Consider the following 24928-nt stretch of genomic DNA (forward strand, 5'->3'; position numbering starts at 1 on the left):
GCGACGGTGTCCAGCGATGGCGCCGGGGTGGGCGTGGGTGCGGTGGGCGTGCGCCTCGTTCAGGACGGCCCGTCCGCCCCGGGCGCCGTCACGACGGTCCGGCGCGGGAGCGCGGCGCGTTCCGGCGGACCGTCACATCATCGGCGGTGGAGCCGGCCGGAACCGGATAAAGGGGACGAACTCAGCGGGGGCGACGCCGGCGGCCGGCCGCTCGGGGCGGTGTGCCCGAACGGCGCGACGTGCCGGGCGAACGCGGTCTCGACAGGTCGCGACAGGTCCCCGGCGGTCAGGGCGACGTCGCGGTTCACGGAACCGGCGACTCTGGTGAGCGACATGCGAACTCCTCGGGAGATCGATTTCCGACATGCTGTACCAGCGCACCCGTGCCGTCAAGTAGCCTCGTGCTGCCCGGTCGCCCGACACCGTGGCGCACCCCGCCCCCCGACCGAGAAGGACACCTCCGTGACAGCGCCCCGACTCATCGACGTGGCCAAGTCCGCCGGCGTCTCCCGCGCGACGGCATCACGCGTTCTCGCCGGCACCCAGCGCAATGTCGATCCCGACCTCGCGCGCCGTGTCGAGGAGGCGGCGGACCGGCTCGGCTACCAGCCCAACCACTCGGCCCGGGCACTGCGCACCGGCGCGACGGGCACCATCGGCGTCATCGTCCCCACGCTCGCCAACCCCTACTTCGTCCAGCTCGCCGATGCCATCGCCCGTCATGTGCGCGCCGTCGGCGGTGCGCTCGTGGTCTCCGACGCGGCGAACGACACCGCGATCGAGGCCGAGCAGATCGACACCCTGCTCGGGGGCCGGGTGGACGGTCTCTTCGTCGTCCCCGTCTCCGCCGGCGCGTCCGGACCGGCCATCAGGGAGGCCGCCAAGCGCCGTCCCGTCGTCCTCTTCGACCGGTGGGCCAAGGGGTCGGGCACGGTCGCCGTCACGCTCGACAACGTGTCGGCGGTCGGGCTTCTCGTGGATCATCTGAAGGACATCGGGCGGCACCGGATCGCCCTGGTCGCCGACCAGACCTCCTCCTCGGGCGCGGAACGGCTGGCGGCCTTCACCCGGGCGCGGGGACCCGGCGCCACCACCATCCTGCTGCCCGATTTCACCACCGACGCCGGGCGGACGGCGGCGCGCCGCATCATCGAACAGCGCGACCGGATCGACGCCGTCGTCTGCGGAGCGGATGTCCTGGCGGTGGGACTGGTGAGCACACTGCACCGCTCATCGGTCGCCGTGCCCCGGCAGATCGCCGTCACCGGATTCGACGACACCGAGATGCTCAAGCTCCTCGACCCGCCGATAACGTCCATCCGCCACCCGCTCTCCGCCATGGCCGAACGCGGCCTGACGCTGCTTCAGGCCCCCGGCGGGGAACGGACCGAGCGGGTCGAGCGGTTCCCTCCCCAGCTCGTTGTGCGCGCCTCGACCAGCGAGATCTGACGGCAGCTCACATCCGCTGCTTCGGCGTCCAGTTGGCGCTCCGGCGGACACCCGGGGGAACGGCGTCCGGACAGCACGGCGGGGGCGGCACGGGCCGCCCCCACAGAGGTCTCACGGTGTGTCAGATGCCGATGGTGGTGAAGGGGAGGCAGCGGAACGGCCTGGAGTGCTCGGGGTCGAGCCGGTTGAGCACGAGCTGGGCGACGTTGGGGTCGATGGCCATGCCGAGGTGGCCGGCGGAGTCCGGACGGCACTTGTCCTGGAGGACGATGTTGGTGACGTTGTCCCCGGTGAGCAGGCCGCTGGTGTACGGCGTGACGACACTGTCGTAGCGGCTGACGATGGTGGTGTACTCCGGCCCGGGCACGGCGACGGGGCCGTCGTTGAGCTTGGCGAGGAAGGCGGAGCCGGGCAGATAGTCCGTACAGGCCCCGCAGCCGACGCCGGTCAGCAGCCCCTGGAGCTTCAGGGCGGCGGCCAGGTTCGTCAGGCCCTGGAGCGTGGTGCCGCGGAAGTTGGAGCCGAAGCCGATGAAGTCGTCGACCTTCGCGGCCCCGCCCAGGTACTTGATGTAGTAGGCCGGGACGGTGGTCCCCTCGGAGTGGCCGACGATGTCGACCTTCGCCGACCCCGTCGCGGCGCGCACACGATCGACGAACCCGCCCACCTCGGCGGCGCTCTCGGCCATCGGGGCGAGCCCGCCGGCCAGCCCGCCCAGCACGGTCTTCCCGTAGGTCTCGGAGAAGACGCAGTAGCCGGCCGAGCGGAGGGTGGGTGCGAGGGTCGCGAAGTTGTCCCAGCTGTTGCCGCCGAGCCCGTGGACGAGGACCACCGGCTCGGGATGGGCGGCGCTGGGACGGCAGGACCAGTTGTTCCACCCCGACCGGGGCGGCGCGTCGGCGGAGGCCGCCGTGGTCAGCGTGGTCGAGGCGAGTACGGACAGCACGAGGGCTGCCAGGAACGTGCGGAGCCTGGCCATCGGGCAACTCCTTGTTCGTGGAAGGTTACCCGGAAGTAGAGCACGCCCTCTTGCTGGGAACAAGGCATCGTTTCCAAAAAGAACAGGGGCGTGCGCCGACCGACCCCGGAAGGGTTTCCCGCGGCGCGCGACGGGCGTGACGGGACGTCAGGAGCGGTGGAGTCCGGAGCTGACCACGGTGTAGAAGCGGTCGAGACCCTCCTGGAGGGACGCCCGGTCGGCGGGCGGCGCGGTGCCGGTGTCCACCAGCCAGTCGGCGATGATGTCGAACAGGCCACCGATCAGCCCCATGGCCACGGTGTGTCCGTGCGGACCCGCCTCGACGCCCAGCCGCCGCCAGGCCGTCTCGACGAAGGAGGCGGCCCAGCGGCGGTTGGCGCGCCGGTGCGCCTCCGCCAGCGGTGTCACGGCCCGGCCCTCGCCGAACGTCACCCGCGCCACTCGCACATCGTCCACGAAGGCGTCCGCGAAGTGCCGGATCAGAGCCCGCGCGGCCTCGCTCTCGTCCCGGCCGCCACCCGGCGCGTCCCGTGCGTCGAGCGCCGAGGTGAGCCGGCCCGTCACATCGACCACGATGCGGTCGAGCAGCGCCAGATACAGGGCCTCCTTGCCGGTGAAGACCTCGTAGAAGCTCTTGGTCCCGACGTACGCCTGCTTGCAGACCTGCTCGATCGAGGTGTCCTGGTAGCCCTGGACGGAGAACAGCTCCAGCGCCGCGTCCAGCAGATCCTCACGGCGTCTCGCGCGCCGCTCCCCGGCGTCCAGACCGCGGATGCGCCGGCCCTTCGCGTCTCCCATGTCCCCCACCGAACCAGCCACCGGCCCAAGATACAGGCCGCCCGGCGGATCTCGTTCCGCGGGCTGCCGAGCACGGCCACCGCACCGGCGACCGCCCGGCCACCAACGCTCAATTTCAAATACCCCATCGCATGGTTGCTTCTCCTTCACCCCTTGAAAACAAGGGAGTCTACGAAAAAACTGAACTTGCATTCACATCACTCAACCCGCCCTGGAGGTGCGATGAATCGCCGAGTCCTCGTGGCTGGTGCCGGGATGATCCCGTTCACCAAACCGGGTCACAGTGACCCTTACGACGTGATGGGCGCCCATGCGATCCGCGCGGCGCTGGAGGACGCAGGGATTGCCTACGACCGGGTCCAGCAGGTGTACGCCGGCTATGTGTACGGCGACTCGACCAGCGGCCAGGCCGCGCTCTACCGCGTCGGTATGACCGGAGTGCCGGTCGTCAATGTGAACAACAACTGCGCGACGGGTTCGTCCGCCCTGTGGCTGGCCCGTCAGGCGGTGGAGTCCGGGGCGGTGGAGTGCGCGCTCGCGGTCGGCTTCGAGCAGATGCGGCGCGGGGCGCTCACCACCCACTGGAGTACGTTCTTCGGCGCACGGTCTTCGACCGTCCCGTCGCCTCCTTCCAGAACACCGAGTTCGTGCTCGCCGAGTGCGAGACCGAGGTGACCGCGGCACAGGCGCTCTGCGACCTGGCCATGGAGCTGGAGGAGTCGGGCGACCTCACCCCCGCCGACGCGGCCCGTGTCAAACTCCACGGCACCGAGAGCGCGGGCCGGGTCATCGACCAGTGCCTCCAGCTCCACGGCGGCTACGGCTACATGCTGGAGTACCCCATCGCCCGGATGTACGCCGACATCCGCGTCAACCGCATCTACGGCGGCACCAGTGAGGTGATGAAGACGATCATCGCCAAGGACATGGGCCTCTGACCGCCCGCCTCCGGCGACCGTTCCGGCTGCACGGGCACGGGCACGGGCTCCGGGGGAAGAGCAGATCTTCCCCCGGAGACCGCTCCGGTTCAGCCGGTTCAGTCGGTGATGCCGTAGTAGTCGGTGAGGAAGGCGATGACGGCCGCCGTGTGCGGCAGGAGCTGGGGGAGATAGGTGGTGAGGGCCGCGCGGGTGGCCGTGGCCAGCTCATGGCCGCTCGTCGTGGAGGAGCGGACATACGGGTCGAGACGGCGGATCAGTTCGTAGTTGCTGGCGATGTCCAGGTCCTTCATCGCCTTCTCCAGCGGCGGTGCGCTGGGCGGGGGAATCGGAGGCAGGATGCGGGAGATGTAGGTGACCCGGTGGAGGACGCGCCAGCAGGGCGGCTTGTGGTCGCTCTGGCGGGCCTGGCGCAGGGCCGCGGCGTTCGCCTCGTTGCTGTTGGCGAGCCAGACCGGGTCGGCGACCTTGTTGTAGAAGTCGTCGAAGTGGGAGGTGTCCTCACCGAGGTAGAAGGTCATGAAGCGATAGGCGTCGACCTTGCCGGGGGCGAGGACGGGCTTGCCGTTCAGATACACCGGTTTGCCGTCCTGGCCGTACTTCTGGAGGTCGTTGGTGGGGCTGCACACCACGCTGAGGCTGTGGGAGCGGGTGGCCTCCCGGGAGCGGTGGCGGGTGACGGTCATACCGCCCCCGATGGAGGCGTCGAACTGGAGGCCGACCCCGATGCCCGCGATCTCGAAGTCGATCTCCAGGGATGTGGTGACCGAGCCGGAGACGCTGTAGGAGCCGCCGGTGGTCTCGGTGACGACATCGACCGTGCTCGTGGTCTCGGCGAAGAATCCGCCGTCCGCCGTCCAGACGTAGGTGTTGGCGATGTGGCGGTTGGCGAAGGCGTCCTGGGAGCGGGTGGCAGCGTTCTTCGCCGGTGTGCTCGGTGAGGCGCCGATCACGGAGCCCAGGACCCGTGCCGCGAGTTCCCGCGTCGGGTCGGAGTCATGTGTCTCGGTGGAGACGGCGTTGTAGTACGCCTCCAGATGCTGGCGCTCGCGCAGGATGCGGCGCTTGAGGGCATAGGCCTCGCGGGGCTTGAAGTAGCTGTAGTCGCCGCGCTGGGAGGCGTTGGGGTAGGAGGGGTCGAGGACCTTCCCCTGGTCGTTGAAGCCGACCGCGCCGTCCAGGGTGCCCTGCTTGGTGTACTGGGGGTTGATGGGGAAGGTGATGATGTTCCAGTCCCGGGGGATGTCCGGGTTGGGGGTGATCCGGTAGGCCACCAGGGTTCCCGAGTGGGCGAGCCGCAGGGCGTAGACGTCGGCGGTCTCGGACTGGACGAGGGCGTACCCCTGGTTGGCGGGGACATAGCGCTGGCCGATGGCGCTGTTGAGGGGCGCCGACCTGTCCTCCCAGTGTCCGGTGAGGGTGGCCGTGGTGGCGTAGTCGGTGGTGGTGCCCTGGGAGACGGAGGTCTCGTCGGTCCAGGTGTTGACGTACTCCATACCGCCGCCGATCCGGGCGCGGAGGGCGACGGAGGCGAGTGGCTGGGCGGTGCCGATGCCGAGAGGGGCGGTGATCATCAGGATGTTCTCGTCGATCTCGGCGCCCGCGGCGAGGTTGAAGGAGGCGTTGACGCTCCGCTCGCGGTCGGAGGAGAGGGTGGAGGTGACGGTGTCCGCCTGCTGGAAGGTGACACTGGAGCAGCCGGCGGGTTCGGTGGTGGTGGTCGTGCTGGTGAGGTTCTCGGAGGGGACGGGGGGCGCGCCCTCGATATAGCCGATGAGCTGGGGGTCGAACTGGATCTGGCTGACCCATTCGCTGACCAGGTCGCCGACCTTGTAGCCGGTGGTGAGGTTCCAGGCGCTGTCCTTGATGTGGCTGTAGCAGCGCTTGAGGACGCCGAACGCCTCACCGGCGGCCGTGTACTGGAGGTCGGCGTACTCGGCGGCGGCGGGGGGTGCGGAGATCGTGCGGTGGAAGGGGGTGGCGACGGTGGCGAGGGCCGAGCGGACGGCGGCGGTGTCGGTGGAGACGGGTGCGGTGGACTGGACGACGGTGGGGCGGCTGTTGCCGGTTCCCAGGTCGAGGTTGTTGCCGCGCAGGGAGTGGTCGGCGACGGTGGCGGCGCTGGTGGTGGTGGAGGCGCTGTCGAAGGGCCAGTAGCCGAGGAGGTCCTTCTTGTCGCCCTTGAGACGGGTGAAGAGGTTGTCGAGGAGCTGTTCCCGGGTACGGGCGGTCTGCCAGATCCGTACCTCCTCCAGGGTGCCCCGGAAGAAGTCGGCGTGGGTGGTGCCGCCGGTGTTGATGGCCCCGAGGGTGAGCTGACCGCCGCTCCAGCCGCGGAGGGTGACGGTGTTGACGGCGGTGGACGGGAGGGGCTGGCCGTTGCGGTAGATCCGGAAGGTGCTGGCGGCCGGGTCGGGGTCGGTGGTCCAGCGGGCGCCGCGCAGGCGGAGGGTGTGGCCGCCGGCCGGGTCCTGGGTGGTGCTGCCCTCGTTCTCCTCGAAGGACCAGCGGGACACCAGTCCTTCGTCACGGGGCTGGAGCGGGGTGCCGATCTGGGCGGTGTCGCGGGCCCTGCTCCAGATGCGGACCTCGCCGAGGGTGCCGGTCAGCGGGTGGACGGCGGAAGTGGTCCGGGCGCGGCCGATCTCCAGCGACCCGTCGTTGCCGCGCGGGCCGGGGCCGGTGTAGCGGCCGGTGCCGATCTCCTGGCCGTCGGCGACGAAGACGATGTCGTCCCAGGTCTTGGTGTCGACCCGGTCGATCACCTCCACCGTCTGGGTCTTCTCCTTGCCGTCCGCGTCCTTGTAGGTGAACTCCTTGTTTCCCTTGATCTGCTCCATGGACTTCCCGCCGCGGCGGACCACGGCGAGCCGGTGGAAACCCGGGGTGATCGCTGTGCTGGAGGTGTAGCGCCGGACCGAGGGGCCGGGCTCCTCGAAGGCGAACTCCAGCCGTCCGCCGGGGAGTACGGAGAACTGGTAGGGGACGCTGCCCGCGCTGTCGCCGAGCTGCCCCTTGGAGACAAGGCCCTGCCGGGTGCCGACCGCGTCGATCGTGGCGAAGACCTCGATGGTCAGGTCCTCGGTGAGGTCGAGCTGGTCGGCGTCCTGGGTCTCCGCCCAGGAGGAGCCGTCGAGACGGAGCCCCCAGGACTGCTCGTACACGGCGGCCAGATGGGACCATTCCCCGATCGGGCAGGTCCGGTCACTGATCCGGATCTGGTCGGCGACCTTGGCGATGACCTGGTAGCCGAGGGGGGAGTCGGCGTTGTCGGCGTTGCCCCAGACCCCGCCGTGGCGCACGGCGGTGGAGCGGTCGGTGAAGAGCAGGGCCCCGTCACTGTACGAGGTGCTCTTCTGGTAGCTCCACGCGCCGGTCAGTCCGGCTTCGTCGCCGGTGACGGGCCGGTCCCTGAGGGCGGTGATCTCGGCGTCGGAGCGGGCGGTGTTCCAGGTCCGCAGTTCGGCGAGGTGTCCGTTGAAGAACACGGTGGTGCCGGTGTCCGTGCGGCCGACGATGACGAAGGTGGCGTTCCCGGGCAGGGTGGCGGCGGTGCGGCGGGCGACCTCGGCACCGTCCCGGTGGATGACCTGCGCCTTGGTGGTGCGGTTGAAGGTGACCGCCCAGTGGTGCCAGTCGGTGTCGCTCCAGGTGGTCGTGGTGGTGAGCGTCTCCACGGAGCTGCCGGTGCCGAAGCCGAAGCTGAAGGCGCCGCTCGCGGTGAAGCCCATGGTGAGTCCGTTGGTGCCGCAGGCGACGATGGTGTCCGTGCTGTTGCGGTTGGCGGAGCGCTTGAGCCAGCACTCGATGGTGAAGTCCGTGCCCGTGGGACTCGCGTTGTTGATCTGCATGGCGCTGATGCCGTTCAGCGCCATGGCGCGGGCGGCGGGGAGCAGCATCAGGGAGGTCTTGGTGTCGCCGGACTCCAGTTGGACGAGCCGCTGGCGGGTCGGGGTGGTGGTGACGGGGTCGGGTTTGGCCCAGGCCTCCACGGTGAGATCGCCGGCGGGGGCGGCGAGCTGGGGCAGTTGGGCCGTGGGCAGGGAGAGCCGCTGGGTGGTGCCGTCGAAGGAGAGGGCCCGGCCGGGTGAGTCGCCGCGCCAGCGGGTGCCGTGGCCGGGGGTGGCTCCGGTGGCGGTGCCGTTGGGGATCAGGGTGTCGGCGCTCTCCGCGCCGACGGCGATCCAGCGGGAGCCCCGTGCGAGGGAGGCCCCCGCGCGGGACGCGGTGGCCTGGGCGGTGTCGTAGCGCACCAGGGAGACCACGGCGTTGGTCAGACCGGTCGCGAGATCGGAGGCGACGGTCACGGCGGTGGCGCCGCTCTGCACGGCGGAGGTGACGCGGTAGCGGCGGCCGGAGATCTGGAGGAAGGTGGCGTCGGTGAGTTCGAGGGGGCTTCCGGCGGCGAGGGTGAGGGTGCGGCCCGCCGCACTGGCGACGGTGCCGATCCTGACCGGTTCGTCCGGAAGGCCGTTGATCACTCCGGCCAGGTCCCGGGCGCGGCGCGGAACGTTCTGGAAGGTCTCGGTCTCGGTGGCCCGGGTGATGGTCAGCGTGCACAGGGTGGTCGCGGCTCCGGCCGTGACGGTGATCGTGGTGTCCTTGCCGATGTCGACGCCGGGGTCGCGGGCGGTGAAGAGGATCGTTCCGTCGGTCCCGGAGAGCCGCTGGGTGGAGCGTACGGTGGCGGTGTCCAGATAGGCGGCGGAGAACTGGCCGTCACCACTGGCCCGGTAGTAGAGGGCGACCCGGCCGGTGGCGCTGTCCAGCAGGAACGGGGTGGTGTCGGCCTTGGCGAAGGTCAGCAGGGCTCCGGAGGTGCTGAGGCCGGCGGCGTCGGTGCCGATCAGCGGCACGGCGAGCGTGGTGTCGGCGGCGCCCTGCGCCCCGCCGGTGAGCCGGGCCAGTTCATCGCGGGCGGCGTCCAGCTCCAGGCCCTTGACGGTGCGCAGATTCTCCTTGTCCGCGATGGAGTTGTCGAGTGTCGCCTCCTGCTGCCGCTTCTCGTGGTTGAGCACATCGGGCGCGTAGGCGAGCAGGGACTGGATGCTGATCTGCGATGCCTGGCTCTGTTCCTGGATGGTGTTCCCGCTCAGGTACTTCCCGCTCGCCACGTGCTTGAGTGTCTGGCGGTAGCGGGTCGTGTCGTACGAGCTGCTGAGAACCCACTGGGCCGAGTCCGGCAGCGGCTGGGCGAAGGAGCGCCGCCTCAGCACGAGGCGGGTCCCGGCGGTGGTGCCGCCGTTCTCGGTCTCCACGACCCGGTAGCCGCCGGCCTCCAGGTCGACGATGGCCACCCGGACGTCCCAGGCGGAGCTGCTGGGGAGCGGCAGCAGCTGCCAGTTGTACATCCGGTTGAGCAGGGTGACCGGTGCGCCGTCGGTGGTGCTGCCGTCGGTGCCGAGGACCCTGATCTGGCCCCCGGCGGAGACGTCCAGGCCGACCTTCCGCCGCAGGATGTCGGTGACCCAGGGATCGGAGGGGAGGGCGCGGTCGGGCCCGAGGGCGCTCCGCTGGTTCCGCAGTCCGGTGATGTCGGTGCCCAGCTGGGCGGTCTCGTTCTGGAGGGTGGTGATGCGCTGGTTGAGGGTGTCGGCGGTGGTGGAGGACGGCGGCGGTTGGGGGAGGGCGGTGAGGGTGACCACATCGGGGATCTGGGAGAGCCGTCCGTCCAGGCCGACGCCGAAGTCGACGGTGGCGGCGGCGGGGTCGCCCGTGGCGGTGCCCGTGGGCCGGGTGCCGCAGGCCAGGAGTACGCGGGCCTGCCGCTTGGCGGGCTGGACGGTGCCGCTGTGGCCGGAGGCCAGGTTCTCCTGCTGGTAGTAGACGGTGGCGGTCAGTCCGGTGACGACATCGCGCCCGCTCAGGGTGAAGCTGTCCCGGCGCACCCCGGGGTGGTCCCCGATGGGCGCCTCGGAGGCGACCCAGGAGCAGCTTCCGGTGAGGGTGCCGTGGGCGCCGGTGTCGCTCTGGTCGTACGCCGTGCTGCCGGTCGCCTCGTCGAGACGGTAGTAGGCCACCAGCCCCGGTTCGTTGCCGATCAGCCGGTAGGACAGCTCCTCCGCCAGCTCGCTCTGGGTCCGGGCCCGGTTCCAGATCCGTACCTCGTCGATGACGCCGGAGTAGGTGCCGCCGACGGCGGACGCGGCGTTGATGCAGAGGCTCGCGGTGCTGCTCGATGTCCTGGGCAGGGTGCCCTGTTTCACCAGTGACCCGTTGACGTACAGGGAGGCGGTGGTTCCGTCGTAGGAGGCCGCGATATGGGCGTACACCCCGGTCTTCAGGACGTTGTAGACCCACACACTGCCGTTGGGGTGGGTGAGTTCCAGGTGGCGGTCGTCGGTGGGATTGGCGTACGGGCCGGTCTGATCGGTGTAGACCTTCAGCCGGAAGCCGCTCTGGAACGAGTAGTCCGCCTGGGACACCACCGAGCCGCTGCGGCTGCCCGGCTTGACCCACGCCTCGATGGTGTACGGGCCCGAGCCGAGGCCCAGGGCGGGCCGGCCGCAGTCGATCCAGTTGTTGCCGGTGGCATCGGGGAAGCTGACCGCGCTCTCCGCGTGCAGGGCCTCCGGCAGGACGGGGACCAGCGGCCGGCCGGTGAAGGGGCAGAAGCCCGGGGCCCGTTCATAGACCGATGTCCGGTACTGGGGGTCGGGGCTGGTCCAGTAGCGGGTGCCCTGGGTGTTGAACAGGCCCTCGGTGCCCTGCTCCACACTGAACGAGTCGATCCGTTTGGTGGTGGTGTTGTGGGCGAAGAACTGCCATCGCTGCCGGCCCTGTACGGCGGTCGGGGTGAGGACGGCGGTGAAGCGGCCCCCGGTCAGGTTCCGGATGAACGCCAGCTCCTGGGTGGGTTCGAGGAACGGCCTGCCGTCCATGTCGGTGGCGCCGAGGCTGTCCTTGACCGAATCCGGACTGGTCTTGTGACGGCTGCGCCGGAAGCGGACCTCGCTGACCGGTTTGAGGGCGCCGCCGACGAGGAGGAAGCGGTCGCAGAGCAGCGTAGCTGCGGCCACCGGCACCTTGGTCCCGGCGGTGTCCTTCACATAGTCGGTACGGGAGGCGCTGCCGGAGCTGCCGCCCCCGGTGAGGAGGTGGACGGCGTCCGCGTGTCCGCCGTCGACCGCCTGCCGGAGCACCACCACATGGGTGCCGTCCGACAGGACCTGGAACGGCACGGCGGGCGCGGTCAGCCGGGCGGTCGAGGAGAGAAAGGGGTCGGTCTCGTCGTCGGCGAGCAGTTCGTCCGCGCCCGCCTCGCTCCGCCCGCCCCGTTTGACCACGGGCAGGGCGGTCGCGCCCGCCACCGCGTAGCCCACTTTGACGATCTCGCGCGGGAAGGGCAGCTCGACCGGGTTCTCGGACCAGTAGGCGGCGTCGAGTTCCCCCTTGGCGTCGTCGTGGACGGAGAGGTCGAGCACCGTGTAGACGATGCGGCGCTGCTCGTCCAGGGCGAAGGCGAGGGCCGTTCCCTGGTGGCGCACCATCGTGGTGTGGGTGTAGCGGCGGTCGTTGTAGGCCTTCTGCAGACTCGGGTCAGCCGTGGTCATGGGCCATCCGTCCTCGGAGCGGCCCCACCTCGTGCGCGGGGGAACGCGGGTGGGGGAAACGGGTGGAGCAGGGGGCTGGGCAGGAGAGAGCAACCGCCGGCCGGGGCAGGGCAGAGCGAACGCGTCCCGGGCAGGCGGGTGAAGGAGCGGTCATGTCGATTGCGGCACAGTCGACCACACCCCGACTCTCACCGAAAATCGAACAGACAGCCAAAAATCCCGCGAGAAGGCGGAATGGCGCATACCCCCACCACACGGAGAGAGATCCGCCCCCGGTCGGTGACCGGAACCCATTCCGGCACCGGCGCCCGGCACAGCACCGAGGCGCACCACTCCCCCGCACGCGGCGTCAGCAGCCGGAACAACCCCGGCCCACTTCGGAGAACGCCGCGCCGCCCGGCCCTCCGGCGCACCCGGACTCCGCGCACCCCGTCGTCCGGCACTGGCTCAACCCCGCCGCCACGGCAGGAGGAGAACGGCCCGAAACCACCCCGGGCGGGCCGCGGAGGGGCAGCGCCGCCCCCGCGCCGGCGGAGGGGGACGGCTGCCGGATGGCGCCGAGGCGGTCCTCGCGGACGCCGGCCGGGGCCGGCGTCTCCCCGGGAAAGAGGTCCCAGGGCGGTTGTCCGGCGGGGCGCCCGGAGCGGCGCTCCCGGTCTCCCCCTCCGCTGTCAGGTCCGGAGCCCCGGAACCGCATCCGCGGAACCGTCGGTGAGTGGGTGGGAACGGCCGTCTCCGTGACAGCCGTTGAAGGCGGCGCCGGTCTCCGTCATCCGCTCGACCGCGTAGGCCGGGTCGATCAGTGCCTCGGGGGTGTGGATGCCGGGCGGGACGGCTTCGCCGCGCAGCCCGAGCAATCGCTCGACACCGAGGGCGATGCCGGTCGCGGTCAGGGGGCGCTGCCCCGCCGGGTGGACCAGGCAGCGGCTCGTACGGATCGGCGCTCCCCCTCGGTCCGCTCCTTCGAGGTCGATCCGGACCTCGAAGGAAGCGGGTTCCCCGCGGCTCCGGCCGGCGGATTCGCCGATGGCGAGGTCGAAGCGGACATGGGGCGCGTCCGTGGCCAGGGCGAGACTCGGCACATCGAGGATGGCGATGCTCTGGCCGGGCAGATCGATGCCGTCGGTCCTGCGCACATCCGCCTCCGCGTCGGGGCCGGTGACCCAGGTGAAGACGCCGTCCCGGCGCACGAGTCCCGCCGAGGTGGCCGTGGACCACCGCTCCAGATCCGCCGTTCCCGCAGGCCCGCCGGTGTCCTGTTCGTCCAGCACGGCACTGATCCGGATGGTGTCGATCCGGTCGAACCGCCGGGCCGCGCGCAGTGCCGCGAGGACGACGGTACCCGCGCAGTAGTGGCTGGCCACCAGGATCGGCGCGGCCTGTGCCCGCTGGGCGCCCGCGACGACCTCCGGCGCGATGTCCACCAGACCGCTGGAGACGCTGAGGTACGGCAGCCCGCGGCGCTGCGCGTAGCGCAACCCGTGCAGGCGGTCGTCCCAGAGCGCGGCGACCACCGCCGAGTGGCCCCGGTCGGCCGGGAGGCCGAGATCGGCGCGCCGCAGATCGATGGTCGCGGCGGTCGCGGCGCCGAGTCCGTCGGCCACCCGCCGCGCGCGACCGATGTCACGGCCCGCGATCGTCAGCGGCAGTGCCGGGTGCCACTGGCGCAGGAGGGCGGCGGCACCCGCGCCCGCCTGGCCCGTTCCCCCCAGGATCAGTACCGATTCCTGCTGTTCCACGGTCGGTTCCCCCTCACATCCATGAAGCTACATTTTGTAACCTACGTTTTGTAGCTTAGATTGGAGCGGGAACGCAAGGGAGGACCATGGCCACCACACCGACCCGTCTGTCCAGGCAGGCCAGGCGCGAGCAGTTGCTCGACACCGCCGGGGCGATCGTGCGCGGCCAGGGCGCCGACGCCCTGACGCTGGTGACCCTCGCGGAGGCGGCCGGGGTGAGCAGACCGATCGCGTACGACCACTTCGCCACTCGCCCCGGCCTGCTGCTCGCGCTCTGCCGGCGACTCGACGAACGCCACCGGGCCGCGATCACACAGGCGCTGCGGGACGCCGCACCCAGCGCCGGCGAGGTCGCCCGCGTCATCAGCGCCGCCTATTTCGCCTGTGCCACCGACATGCCGGAGCTCAGTGCCGTTTCCGCCGCGCTGAAGGGCAACCCGGGCATGGAGGCGGTCCAGCACGAGCTGACCGACGGCTACGCGGAGCTGATGGCCACCGCGCTGCTGCCGTACTCCGGCCTCGCGCCCCAGGCCCTCCGGCTGCGGTGCGTCGGCCTGCTGGGTGCGGCCGAGGCGATCGCCGCCGAGCTGCACCGGGAGCGGACCACCGACGGCGAGGCGGTCGCCGTGTTCACCGACCTGATCCTGGGCGGTCTCGACGCCAGGGCTCGCGAGCCCGGCGAGATCCGCGAGAGACGACCCGGGTCCTGAACGGAAGGACATCGCGGTCAGGGTCCCGGTAATGCCTTCGTGGCCGTCGGGAGCGAGGCGTCCCGGCGCGTTGGGCGGTACGGGAGCGGCTCGGCGGGACGGCCGGTGGCCGGCGGGTCGTGCGGACGGGAATGCATGGGCCGGAGCCCGTGTCGATCCCCCACAGGTGCGACAGGGCTTTGCGCCGAAATACTCCCCGCCGGGCTGCTGCTGCCCTCGTCCCGGCAGGTGGCAGGCGTTCACACACTGACGTGTCTGGCTTGTTCGACCGCAGGGCAGTCGTTCATCCGTCTGTGGGCCCATGGCATCGCGGAGGATGGCGGTCACTGACCGGTTCGAGGAAGGGGAGTTCTCGGCATGGCGGATTGGGTGAAGGTCGCGGGCAGTCTCACGGCCGTCTCGGCGGGGTCCAGGACGACGGTGTGGGGGGTGAACGCGGCGAGCGCCGTCTATCACTACACCAACTACGACGGCAGCCCCTGGATCAACATCCCCGGGACACTGAGCGACATCGGCGCCGCGTCGGACGGCACCGTGTGGGGCGTCAACAGCGGGAACCAGATCTACCGGTACACCGGCGACCAGACCACGACGAACTGGGTGGGCATCAGCGGGAGCCTGGTCCGTGTCGACGCGGGCTCCCGGACGAACGTGTGGGGTGTGGACTCCGCCGGTGCCGTCCACCGGTACACCAACCACGACACCAACCCCTGGATCAAGATCCCCGGGACACTGAGCGACATCGGCGCGGGCGCCGACGGCACCGTCTGGGGCGTCAACGCCGGGAACCAGGTCTACCGGTACACCGGCGACCAGGACAGCTCGAACGCGTGGAAGGGCGTCAGCGGCAGCCTCAAGCGCATCGCGGTGGGCTCCCGGACCCATGTGTGGGGCGTCGACCCCGGCGGCGCCATCTACCGGTACACCAACAACGACGCCGCCGGCGGCAACCCGTGGGTCAAGATCCCCGGCACCGCCACCGACATCGCCGCCGGCGCCGACGGCACGGCGTGGCACATCAACACCGCGGGCGAGATCTACCGCTACACCGGTGACCAGCCCAGCTGACGCCGCCCCACCCCCGCGCGGGCCCCCGGCCGATCAGGCCGGGGGCCCGCGCCGCGAGCACTCCGGCACCGGTGCCGGTGTCACGGTTTCGCCCCGACGGTTCGCGCCTGCCGGCGGGATAATGCCGCGAGCCGAGTCCCGTACACCAGACTGATCCGAATCGATGGAACGACCATCGCATCGGAGGGGGCCAGGCCATGGGGGAACGGCACGGATCTGCGCGGTTCTCGTGGAACACCGTCAGAGTCTTCGGGGTGATCTGGCTCGTGGGCCTCGTGGGGTCCTGTTGTGTGGGGCTCGCGGTCGTGGGTGTCCTCGATCTGGGCGTGGAGCCGACGGCCAGGGGCGGGACCCTCGCGGACGGCCCCGGGAAGGGCTGGTATCTCGCCGCCGGCTGGACAGGTGGCGTCTGGGTCCTGTTCCTCGGGATGATTGTTGTTCTCAGCGTGAAGTCGCCTGAACCATTGCACCCGGTCGAGATGCTGGTGCTGCTGACCCATATGCCCGCCGCCGCCGCGATCAATGTGTTCGTCCTGTGGCAGGTGGACGAGACCGGCCGGCACCGGGACAGCGCCTGGGCCTTCATCGCCGCGGGTCTGGTGATCCCGGCTCTGCTGTGGCTGCTGAACCAGGCGGGGTGGCGCGGTCAGCAGGCACGCCGGGCAGCTGCCCGGGCAGGCGCACCCCGTCCGTGAACCGCGGCGCGGACGCGCTCTTCGCCGAGCCGTCCGTCGTGGTGCGCCGCGGAGGGCATCACGTGGTGATGGGGCGATCCTCCGGGACCCGTGTGTTCTCCGCCGTGTCTTGGTGCGGCTGAAGCAGAAGGATAGAAAGGAAGTGACGGTTGGATTCGTCAGGCCCGCCGGACTCCGGCGGGCCCATGGTTGTCTACTCAAAGGTGGATCCTTGAGAATCACCAGACTTGTCTCGCTGGCGCTGAGCGTCATAACCGCCGCCGCCGTGTCGATGCCGACCACGGTATCCGCCGCGGCCGACCCGCCGTCCCCTGCCGCGGCCCCCTCCCTGGAGGCGGTGTTCAACAAGCCGGTTCCCACGGGTACCGCGGGCTACGGCCGGACCATCGAGAACAAGCTGAAAGAGCTGATCGGCAAGGCCACCCCGACCTCCCGCATCCGGGTGTCCCTGTACATCATGGAGGACAGGGAGATCGCCGACGCGCTCATCGCCGCCCAGGCGAGAGGCACCGACGTACGTGTCCTCAGCGAGCGCTGCCGGTGGTCCGGGCCGAATCTGGACTGCGCCGTCCCACTCCCGGAGGTCCAGCGCCTGGCGCAGTCGCTCGGCAACGGCCCCGACAACCGGCCGCGCGTGGTCCTCTGCAACAAGGGCTGCATGCAGACCAAGGACATCAACCACGACAAGTTCTGGCTGTTCAGCGAAGTCTCCGACGGCCGGACGAACGTCGCGGTCCAGTCCTCGCACAACCTGTCGAAAACGTCCCCCGGGCTCGCGGACAACATGCTCATCAGCTCGAACGACGCGCAGATACACCAGGGCTACGAGCACACCTGGGACACCATGCTCTCGAAGGAGATCGCGGGCGAGACCGCCGCGATCTGGCCGCAGGTCGACGCCGGCGGGACCGGCGACTTCAGCGGACACGCGGGCAAGGCCGCCGGCTGGCGCTTCCCCCGGTCGGCCACGCAGGGCGGGGTCGTGAACGACCCGGTGGCCAGGAGCATCAGAGCCCTCGACTGCGCCACACGCCCGCAGGTCCACATCGCGATGGCGTCGTGGGGCGGCCGTACCGAGGTCGACGCCGCCATCAAGGACAAGATCGACAACGGCGCCGTCGGCGGCAATCGGTGCGCGTTCAGGATTCTGGTGGCGGGCTCGCCCGAGAAGGCACTGGCCCTGGAGCCGAACGCGGCACACCCGAACCGGGACGTCCAGGTGTGGGCGGTCACGATGAACCAGCTCAACGGGGCCTCGGGCGGGCTGCACTCCAAGTACACGCTCCTGTCCTGGGAGGATGCCGCCGGCCCGCACCGCGTGGTGCACACCGGCTCCGACAACTTCAACAACCCCGCCGTCACCAGCGCCGACGAGACGCACCTGCGCATCACCGACGCACGGATCTACGACGACTTCAAGGCGAACTGGGACTGGCTGCGCGCGCAGAACGACCTGACGGCGAACGGGCTGACGGCCCTTCCGTTCCTGGCGACGTACCCGCGGGAAACACCCTCGTCGGCCCCGTACTCGGCCAGGCCGTTCACCTTCGGGACGACCGGGCACAACACGTTCCGCGACCCCAAGAACTCCCCCCAGGTGATCAGCTCGCCCGCGGGCGCCGCCCACAGGACGGCCCGGGGTGACGTCAACGGCGACGGTGTGCCCGACCTCGTCACCCTGAACGACGAGGGCGTCAAAGCCGGGAAAGCGACGTTCTCCCTGGAGACCTTCCTCGGCAAGCCCGACGGCCGCTACTCCGCGGGCACCACGTCCTGGAGCGCGAACTCCGACTGGGGCTGGTTCACCAGCATGCGCCTCACCAGTGGCGACTACAACGGCGACGGACGCGACGACATCGCGGCGCTCTACACCTACGCGGGCAACGGCGACCGGTGGAAGATCTTCACCTTCCTCGCCCACTCCGACGGCACCTTCTCCGGACCGAAGACCGGGTACGAGAACACGAGCGGCTTCGCCCGGACGAGCGAGATGCAGCTCGTGAGCGGGAAGTTCGACCCCGACGGCCGCGACGACATCGCGGTCCTCTCCTCCGCCGACGGGCTCGGCCTCCACACGTTCACCGCCAAGGCGGACGGCACCTTCAACCCGCCCTTCCGCTCGTGGACAACGACCAACACCGGTGCCTCGTACTGGGGAGCGCCGGAACGCACACGCATCGTGAGCGGGAACTTCGACGGCAAGGGCGGCGCCGACATCGCGGCCCTGTACGACTACGAGGGCGGCTCCGCGGTCGGTCTGCACACCTTCCTCTCGAAGGCGGACGGCGGTTTCCACGCCCCCTTCCAGGCGTGGAAGGTGACGAACACCCCGGACAACCGCTGGGGCACCGCCGACCGCATGAGGCTGACCACCGGCGACCTCAACGGCGACGGGATCGACGACATCGCCTCTCTGTACGGGTTCACCACGGTCCCCGAGATGGCCGTGCACATCTTCGGCGGCCGGCCGGACGGAACGTTCAACCCGCCGTTCCGCGGTTGGGTGGGCGCCGGGTACACGTGGGGGAACATCCAGGTGCCGGCGGCCTGATGGCCTGACGCGGCGCCCGGTTCTCCACCCGGACGAGCCGGATTGACCCACCGGTCTCCGTGCCGGGCCCTGGAGGCCCGGCACAGAGACCGGCGCGGCGCCTCGCGGTCCGGGACGACCTCGCAGATCCGCGGCCGGCGGGGTGGCCCCACCGTCTCCCGGGTGTCCTTCGACGCGCGCGCGGCCCCGACAGCGGGCCGCCCCCGAAGACGCCCCCGCGTTCGCGCTCACACCGGAACGTCCGCTGCTGGACGATCGCGACACTCCGGGTCCCGGCAGCGAGCACCGGACCGGTTCTGACGTGCGCGCAAGACCGAATCCCGAAACCCGTGCGGCCGGATGCCCCACCGGGACTCCACCACCGATCCCCTGGGCCGGAGTGCGGCCGGCCCACCGGTTCCCCGCCGATATCCCGTGAAGGGGCAACCTCCCCGGTTCGAACCCCCTCTCCTCCCCCGGAGAAAGAGAGGGTGGCGTCCCGGACGGGACGCCATGACGGCAACTCAAGGGAAACGGGGACGAGTTGAGATGGAGAACGACAGGAACTCCCGTGCCGGTGGCAGCTCTCCGCCGCATTCCCCGGGCGCGGCACCAGCACGCTCGCGGACCACCCCGGACCGCGACGGCGCGAGCCCCACCGGACGTCTCCCGCGTTCAGCCCGAGGCGGGCCCTTCCCCACCCACCACCATCCCTTCACCATCCGAAAGGCGGTACAGCCATGAAACGTTCCCGATATTCCGGCGGAATGGCTCTGCTCCTGCTCCCTTTGTTCCTGCTCGCCTCCGTGCTGATCGCCCCCGGCACAGCCGTCGCGGCGCCCTCCGCGAAGTACGGGAACGCGCGCTACGACCAGTGGTCGTTCGTGACCACCCACAATTCCTACGCGTACGACAGCAGAATCACGCCCCGCGCGCGGAACCAGGGCCGCAGCATCAACGCCCAACTGGTCGATGGCGTGCGGGGGTTCATGCTCGACACATACGACCGGAGCGGCGAGATCCAGCTCTGTCACGCGCACGACTGCGCCGACCTGCTCCGCAATGAGCTGCGCACCATCGTGGACTGGCTGAAGCAGAACCGGGAGGAGGTCGTCACGATCTTCCTGGAGAACTCCGTCTCGGAGGAGAGACTCAGGACGGAGATCACCAACCTCCTGTGGGACAGGAGCGCCCCCAAGCTGCTCTTCGATCCGGCCTCCTTCAATATTTACCAGAACAACTGGCCGACCCTGCGGCAGATGGTCGACGCGGATCAACGGCTGGTGATTTTCCGGGACAAGGAGGCGAAGAATGTCTCGGTCGACCCCAACCCCAACGACAGCAAGAACGTCAAGGGCTCCCTGCTGTACACATGGGGTCACGCGGTCGAGACCCAGTACGGATATGGACTCATGGCCACCCCCTATGGCTGCCGGAACCGTGCCGAGAGCCAGCCGATGAACACCCCGAAGGTCAGTGGGAATCTGACGCCGCTGTTCATCCTGAACCAATTCAATTCAGATGACTGGTTCATCGACGGGCCGTTCAACGGCAGGAAGCTGGTCCAGCGCGTCGAGAAGGACTGCGCATCCACGGGGCGTGTGCCGAACGCCATCGCGGTGGACCATTACCACAAGAGCGACGGCTCCGGCGTGACCCCGATTTCGGTGGCCAAGGACCTCAACCGCAAGAACTTCATCTACGCCCATGAAGGCATCTGGATTCTCAACAGCATGAAGCAGTACGAGAACTCCCGGTACCGGAACCGCTGCATGGTGCGCGGCGCCGAGTCGGGCACCACGGGCGGTCTGGTCACTCAGCGCGGGTGCGCGAACCCGGCGCCCAACAGTCAGCAGTGGGAGGCGTCCCTCCCGACCGGGTTCGACAGCCGGAACCACTTCTGGATCAGGACGAACACCGGCAACTGCCTCACCGTCCCCAACAACGGCGGCAGCCATCCGCCGAGCGGTACGCAGCTGTGGTGGTGGCCGTGCGGGAACTCCTGGGGGGTCGGGAATCAGCTCTGGAGCATCCATCCCGTGAAGGTGGGCAACGGCAATGCGAACGGCTTCGCCTTCGCCAACGCGTGGACCGGGAAGTGCCTGACCGTGCACAACGGCGAGGCGTTCCAGAACAACGGCAGGATCGTCGAGGCGTCCTGCCCCACCCCGACGGTCTGACCCCGATGATCCGACCCGCCGATCCGAGCCGGACGATCTGACCCCGCTCCCCCGCGACCCGCGCGGTCCGGGACACCGGAAGATCCACGGGCAGGCCCGGGCCCCACGCTTCGGCGGGGCCCGGGTTCTGCCGTGTCCCCGAGGGCAGCGGGGCCGCCCTCTCGCGCGGGAACTCCCGGCGCCCGGGCCGGTGCGGGGCCGGTGGCGCACTCGGCGCGACTCGGCACGTGAGGCCCCAGCACACCATCCGGAATCTATCGGATCATCCCATGAATAACGCGTTTGGGTGAATACGTTGCGCGCAGTGATCGGCTGGCTCGATACCACTGATATCAATCTCCGTGCGCTCGCATCCGAGCCGAGCACCCTCCCTTCCAGGCCGCGCGTGAAACACGCCCGACCTGGGCCGAGAATGGAGTCCGCGCATGGGAATCACCCTCCGCAAGTCCCTCGCCCTGGTATCCGTGGCGGCGATGGCTTCCCTCCTGTCGGCCGCTGAGTCCGGGGCGGCGCCCACCGCCCAGCAGGCCCCCGGCCAGTACTGCCTGGCCAACGCCTGGGGCACCCCCGACATCTCCAGTCAGCCGTGCGACACCAGCGACCCCGGCCAGCGCTGGACCGTCTCGGGCAACCAGATCTCCCTCACCGACGCGCCCGGCTACTGCCTGGCCAACGCCTGGGGCACCCCGGACATCTCCACCAAGCCGTGCGACCCCACCGACGAGGGCCAGTACTGGGACGTGGAGGGGCAGCAGATCTCGCTCAACTACGCCTCCGCCTACTGTCTCGCCAACGCCTGGGGCACTCCGGACGTCTCCAGCCAGCCGTGTGACACCAATGACCCCGGCCAGCACTGGGTGGTGTTCAAGGACCAGATCAGCCTGGCACTCGTCTGACCCTCACCACCGTGCCCGGGGCAGGGACCACCCTCCCCGGGCACAGCCATGCGCGGATACCGGCGCGGAACGCGGAACCGCACGGGGCCGACGACACGCCTCCCGGGCTTCCCGGGCTTCCCGGGCTTCCCAAGGAGACGGCGGGAGAGTCAGGGCGCGGCGATGAAGGTCCAGCCGGTTTCGAAGACGTCCCACCTGGTGAGGAGGGCGATCAGGGTGCCGGAGACGGGGGCCACGTCGACGGGTTCGTGTTCGAGGATGCGCAGACGGGTGCCCTGGGAACCGGTGGGGTGCGGCTGGGAGGGCTTGGCCGGGTCGAAGGTGCTGCCGGCGAAACCGGGATAGCCCATGGCCCACAGCTGCCGGCGGCCTCCCAGCTCGTATGCCGCCTTCGGCTGCTGGGTGATCGTGCGGTCCGGCTGGACGGTCAGCGCCAGGCCGCTGCGGACGTTGACGATGAAGAAGAAGGTGTACTTGCCGCTGTCGTGGTCGACTTCGAAGCGCCACCGCTGGTGGGCGCCGTTGTTGCGGGTGTGGATGATCGGGGCGGTGCCCGGCGCCGTGGACGCCCGCGGCATGTCCCACACCAGCGCGGGATGGGACGCCAGAGCGATGTACAGCTCGCCGTCCGGGGCCTGGTGCGACTCGTCGAGGTCACGGAAGTGTGCCATGTGCTCCCCCTGCTTCGTCCGCGGTCCCTCACGGGGACGGGACCGTCACCGGTCCTCGCCCAGGGCCGGGCTCAGGACATGTGCGCCACACGATAAGGACCCCCGCCCACCGCTGCCCAGAACGCCAATCCGGCCACCCGGCCCGCCCGCGGCGGGAGGCACGGGCCCCTCGGGCCGACCCACCGGACCTCCGCCCGGCTCCGAACCTCCGCCCGGCCCGGCAGGGGCCGGCGCCCGTCCGGCCGCTCCGGAGAAGCGGCCGGACAGTGCCGGCCCCACGCCTCACTCCTCCCACTCACCCGCCTTCTCCTTCCCCTCCGCCGTGTAGAGCAGCAGAAAGGCGAAGACTCCGGCCAGACCGGCCAGGACACAGGCCACGTCGGTGACATCGGTCCCGAAGCGGGTCATCAAACCGGCGGAGCCCACGGCGATGGCCACCGTCTGGCCCACCACCACCACGAACCCGACGATCAGGAAGAGCGCGACGAGGACGCGGGAGACATTCAGGCAGATCGTGTACATCTTCGTACTCCTATCCGGGAATCCATACCGCTCCCAGCACCATCAGCACGCCCATGAGGTAGGAGGGCACGAGGTAGTAGAGCGTCACCGGAACGAAGATGCGCACCGGGTTGATGGAGGCGATGCCGGCGGCCACGTACAGCGGTGCGGCGCCCGGCGGCGAGCAGCCCTCGGAGGAGGCCCACACGATGACGGCGGCGAAGGCGATGTACGGCGGCACATCGGCCGCCGTCAGCGCGGCGAAGGCCACCGGCCCGACGGCCGCGAGCGTGGAGGTCGTGTTCAGCGGGCCCGCGACGATCACCACGACCAGTCCGACGACGAGCGCCGCGACAACCTGCGGCACCCCTTCCAGACCGCGGAGATACGGGGCGAGCTGCTCGCCGATCCCCAGCGTGCTCAGCACGTTGGAGGCGGCGAAGGCCGAGACCATCGTGACGCCGATCAGCCCGAGCTTGGGGCTGATCTCCGACAGCAGCGTCCACCACTCCCCGCCGCCGCGCGGCAGCGCCCGCCGCTCCACCAGCAGTCCGGCGAGCAGCATCACCACCGGCAGCCAGACCAGCAGCGGCACGGCGTCGGAGACGTCCAGCCCGCCCAGCCGGTCGCCGATGAGATCGCTGGTCGGCGAAGCCGTCAGCACGATGGGCACCGCGATCGCGGCCAGCACCAGCAGCGAGGTCCAGCCGGCCGCGAAGGACCGGCGCAGCGGATGGATGTCCTCCGGCGCCATCGCGCCCACGCCTCGCCGTTTGACGATGACATAGGCGATGACCAGCCGCATCGCGACCATCCAGGCGCCCACGACGAAGATCGTGCCGACCACGTCCCGCGCCTGGAGGACCGGCGTGACGGTGGGGGCCGCGAGCAGGATGAAGAAGGCGCCGCTGAACGGGAAGGTGGCGCCGACGCCCGCGTTGCCGGAGAGGATCAGCGCCGCGGTCTCGCCGCTCGCCCTGGAGCGCTTCATCCACGGGATGGTGATGGACCCGATGGTCGCCACGATCGCCGCGCCGTTGTGCGCGACGGCGCCGAAGAGACCGGCCGAGACCGTCGCCGCGTAGGCGGAGCCGCCCTCGCGACGGCCGAGCAGGGAGCTGAGGATGTCGATCATCCGCTGCACGAGCCCCGTTCTCGTCAGCAGCTCGCTGACGAAGACAAAGGCGAGTGCGGCGAAGGTGATCTCCGACTGCAACCCCTCGACGAGGCTCTCCCAGGCGACGCGGGGCGCGTCCGTGCCGGCGAAGGCCGCGCTGACGAGGAAGCCGACGACCATCGCCTCGCCGATGTTGCGTTTGGCCCAGACGTTCCACACGATGATGGCCCCGATGAAGGCGACCAGCGCGAATATCGCGTTCATCGGCATCTCTCCCGGCGGACGAGGGGCTCGGGGGAGGACGCTTCGTGGGCGGGGCGCGGTTCAGTCCAGCGGCAGCACTTCGAGTCCCGCGTTCCGGTACGCATCTCCGGCCTCCTTCCCGGTGAGGAAGGTGTGCAGGGCGCGGGCCTCGGCCCGGCCGGTGGCCGCGGCGCCCAGCGCGGCGGAGAGTTCGGTGAAGTGCTGGGCCCCGTCCGGCAGCGGCCCCGCCACCTCGGCCTCGGGCACGAAGAGCAGCTCGCTCATCTGCTGGACGGCCAGATCGGCCCGGCCGTCCACCACGGCCAGCGCGGTGAAGCCCTTCTCCACGATCGTGGCCCGCCGGTTGACCTCCTCCGCTATGCCGAGCCGCTCCAGCAGCCCGGCGAAGTGGACGCCGCTCGCGCCGGTCCGCGAGTAGGCGACCGAACGGGCCGAGCGCAGCGCCGTGACCAGCGCGTCGACGGTGTCGAGCGCGGGCGGCTCCGCGCCGGGCGGCACGGCCAGGCCGATCCCGACCCGGGCGACGCTCCGCACCGAGGCCGGGTCGATCACCCCCGCCGTACAGAGCGCCGGGAAGGAGCCGGTCACCGCGACCATGACCTCCGGCCGGTCACCCGCCTCGATTCTCCGCAACAGCACGTTCGTCGGGTCGTAGACGCCGTCGACGGCGGTCCCGGTCCGCTCGGTGAACGCCGCGAGAATGACGTCGTCGAGGGCCTTCTTCACCGCCAGCGCGCTGAAGAGCGACACCGTGCTCGGTATGTCCGTGGACATCTTCGTCCTTTCACCAGGGTGGGGAGGCGGGCGTTCCGGCAGGGATTCCGCCGGGGCGCCCCGCAG

16 protein-coding genes and 1 pseudogene are annotated in these 24928 nt (G+C 70.3%); 9 read left to right on the forward strand and 8 right to left on the reverse strand.

Going from position 1 to position 24928, the window contains the following annotated elements:
• Positions 1–462 precede the first annotated feature (462 nt).
• Positions 463–1449, forward strand: coding sequence for a LacI family DNA-binding transcriptional regulator (locus tag ACWCRA_RS08780; protein ID WP_351542902.1), 987 nt, complete (start codon positions 463–465; stop codon positions 1447–1449).
• Between the two features lie 121 nt (positions 1450–1570).
• Here the strand turns inward: ACWCRA_RS08780 and ACWCRA_RS08785 are convergent, their stop codons facing one another.
• Together ACWCRA_RS08785 and ACWCRA_RS08790 are read right to left on the reverse strand one after the other, a co-directional pair.
• Entirely contained in the window at positions 1571–2428 is an 858-nt protein-coding gene (locus ACWCRA_RS08785) for a lipase family alpha/beta hydrolase (protein ID WP_351542905.1), read from the reverse strand.
• 147 nt (positions 2429–2575) lie between these two features.
• Positions 2576–3226, reverse strand: coding sequence for a TetR/AcrR family transcriptional regulator (locus tag ACWCRA_RS08790; protein ID WP_351542908.1), 651 nt, complete (start codon positions 3224–3226; stop codon positions 2576–2578).
• A 255-nt stretch (positions 3227–3481) separates the two neighbouring features.
• Here ACWCRA_RS08790 and ACWCRA_RS08795 point away from each other — a divergent pair, with 255 nt between their 5' ends.
• On the forward strand, positions 3482–3901 hold the full coding sequence (locus ACWCRA_RS08795) for a thiolase family protein (protein WP_451067112.1): 420 nt from the start codon (positions 3482–3484) through the stop codon (positions 3899–3901).
• A pseudogene (locus tag ACWCRA_RS08800) lies at positions 3814–4164 on the forward strand (acyl-CoA dehydrogenase family protein); the annotation flags it as partial. The gene ACWCRA_RS08795 and the pseudogene ACWCRA_RS08800, both read left to right, overlap by 88 nt.
• A 98-nt stretch (positions 4165–4262) precedes the next feature.
• On the opposite strand, the gene ACWCRA_RS08805 reads toward ACWCRA_RS08800, so the two are convergent.
• Together ACWCRA_RS08805 and ACWCRA_RS08810 are read right to left on the reverse strand one after the other, a co-directional pair.
• Positions 4263–11717, reverse strand: a complete 7455-nt coding sequence (locus tag ACWCRA_RS08805; protein WP_451067113.1) for a LamG-like jellyroll fold domain-containing protein — start codon at positions 11715–11717, stop codon at positions 4263–4265.
• A 671-nt stretch (positions 11718–12388) separates the two neighbouring features.
• A complete protein-coding gene (locus ACWCRA_RS08810; RefSeq protein ID WP_451067114.1) occupies positions 12389–13456 on the reverse strand; it encodes a saccharopine dehydrogenase in 1068 nt (355 codons plus the stop codon).
• An 86-nt stretch (positions 13457–13542) separates the two neighbouring features.
• Here ACWCRA_RS08810 and ACWCRA_RS08815 point away from each other — a divergent pair, with 86 nt between their 5' ends.
• The 6 genes from ACWCRA_RS08815 to ACWCRA_RS08840 all read left to right on the forward strand — a co-directional run bounded on the left by ACWCRA_RS08815 (position 13543) and on the right by ACWCRA_RS08840 (position 21535).
• On the forward strand, positions 13543–14166 hold the full coding sequence (locus ACWCRA_RS08815) for a TetR/AcrR family transcriptional regulator (RefSeq protein WP_451067115.1): 624 nt from the start codon (positions 13543–13545) through the stop codon (positions 14164–14166).
• A 357-nt stretch (positions 14167–14523) separates the two neighbouring features.
• On the forward strand, positions 14524–15234 hold the full coding sequence (locus tag ACWCRA_RS08820) for a tectonin domain-containing protein (protein WP_351542920.1): 711 nt from the start codon (positions 14524–14526) through the stop codon (positions 15232–15234).
• A gap of 290 nt (positions 15235–15524) precedes the next feature.
• Entirely contained in the window at positions 15525–15929 is a 405-nt protein-coding gene (locus ACWCRA_RS08825) for a hypothetical protein (RefSeq protein ID WP_451067116.1), read from the forward strand.
• Positions 15930–16140: 211 nt separating this feature from the next.
• The gene (locus ACWCRA_RS08830; RefSeq protein ID WP_451067117.1) at positions 16141–18480 is read left to right on the forward strand and encodes a phospholipase D-like domain-containing protein; all 2340 of its coding nucleotides are present in this window, start codon (positions 16141–16143) and stop codon (positions 18478–18480) included.
• 746 nt (positions 18481–19226) lie between these two features.
• Positions 19227–20639: an RICIN domain-containing protein gene (locus ACWCRA_RS08835; protein ID WP_451067118.1), complete on the forward strand. Its 1413-nt coding sequence runs from the start codon at positions 19227–19229 to the stop codon at positions 20637–20639.
• Between the two features lie 425 nt (positions 20640–21064).
• A complete protein-coding gene (locus tag ACWCRA_RS08840) occupies positions 21065–21535 on the forward strand; it encodes a ricin-type beta-trefoil lectin domain protein (RefSeq protein WP_351542930.1) in 471 nt (156 codons plus the stop codon).
• A 149-nt stretch (positions 21536–21684) separates the two neighbouring features.
• Here the strand turns inward: ACWCRA_RS08840 and ACWCRA_RS08845 are convergent, their stop codons facing one another.
• From ACWCRA_RS08845 to ACWCRA_RS08860, 4 genes are all read right to left on the reverse strand, one after another.
• Complete coding sequence (locus ACWCRA_RS08845) at positions 21685–22206, reverse strand: RICIN domain-containing protein (protein WP_351542933.1); 522 nt, start codon at positions 22204–22206, stop codon at positions 21685–21687.
• A gap of 282 nt (positions 22207–22488) precedes the next feature.
• Positions 22489–22728, reverse strand: coding sequence for a hypothetical protein (locus tag ACWCRA_RS08850; protein WP_351542936.1), 240 nt, complete (start codon positions 22726–22728; stop codon positions 22489–22491).
• Positions 22729–22738: 10 nt separating this feature from the next.
• Positions 22739–24088 (reverse strand): TRAP transporter large permease subunit, encoded by a 1350-nt coding sequence (locus ACWCRA_RS08855; RefSeq protein ID WP_351542939.1) that lies wholly within the window; start codon positions 24086–24088, stop codon positions 22739–22741.
• Positions 24089–24148: 60 nt separating this feature from the next.
• Positions 24149–24862, reverse strand: coding sequence for a molybdate ABC transporter substrate-binding protein (locus tag ACWCRA_RS08860; RefSeq protein ID WP_351542942.1), 714 nt, complete (start codon positions 24860–24862; stop codon positions 24149–24151).
• Positions 24863–24928 lie beyond the last annotated feature (66 nt).

The sequence above is a fragment of the Streptomyces sp. NPDC001889 genome (genome assembly GCF_053594535.1).